At 40.8% G+C, this 554-nt stretch carries 1 protein-coding gene; it reads left to right on the forward strand.

Annotated elements, in window-relative coordinates:
• Window positions 1-426, forward strand: a 426-nt coding sequence (locus tag ACTHUR_RS17130; RefSeq protein WP_440399899.1) for a cytochrome C assembly family protein, incomplete at its 5' end; no start/stop codon positions are given.
• Window positions 427-554: the final 128 nt, after the last annotated feature.

Below are 554 nucleotides of genomic sequence, written 5' to 3' on the forward strand. Positions count from 1 at the left end.
TCATCATTGCTCGCATACGGACTATTTGGCATCGTTACCTTATTTGCCATCCTGATCCTTTTGCTCGACCGCAATCTGCACAAACGCCGTTTTTCCGCATTGGTCAGCTTCTTGCCGCCATTATTGAGTTTGGAAAAACTTATGTTCCAAGGTATGTGGGCAGGTTTCGTTTTATTGACCTATTCTGTAATCAGCGGTACGTTTTTTGCAGAAACCATTTTCGGCAAGCCGATGACCTTCACGCATAAAACCATCTTCAGTATTATGTCGTGGCTGATTTATGGCGCATTATTGTTGAAACACAGCATGACCGCATGGCGCGGCAAAAAAGCCGCCGTTTGGACTATTGTCGGATTTGTCAGTCTGATTTTTGCCTATGTGGGCAGTAAATTTGTCCTAGAAATTGTCCTTCAACGTATTGGATAAATAGAAATCATAAAAAAGGCCGTCTGAAAGAGCATATCAGACGGCCTTTGTTTTGTATTTTTTTGTATGTATGGATAGTGTAGAAAGGTTGCTGGAGTTTTTTTATAAAATAAAAACCCTGTTAAAAC

Source organism: Neisseria sp. P0021.S007, assembly GCF_051956855.1.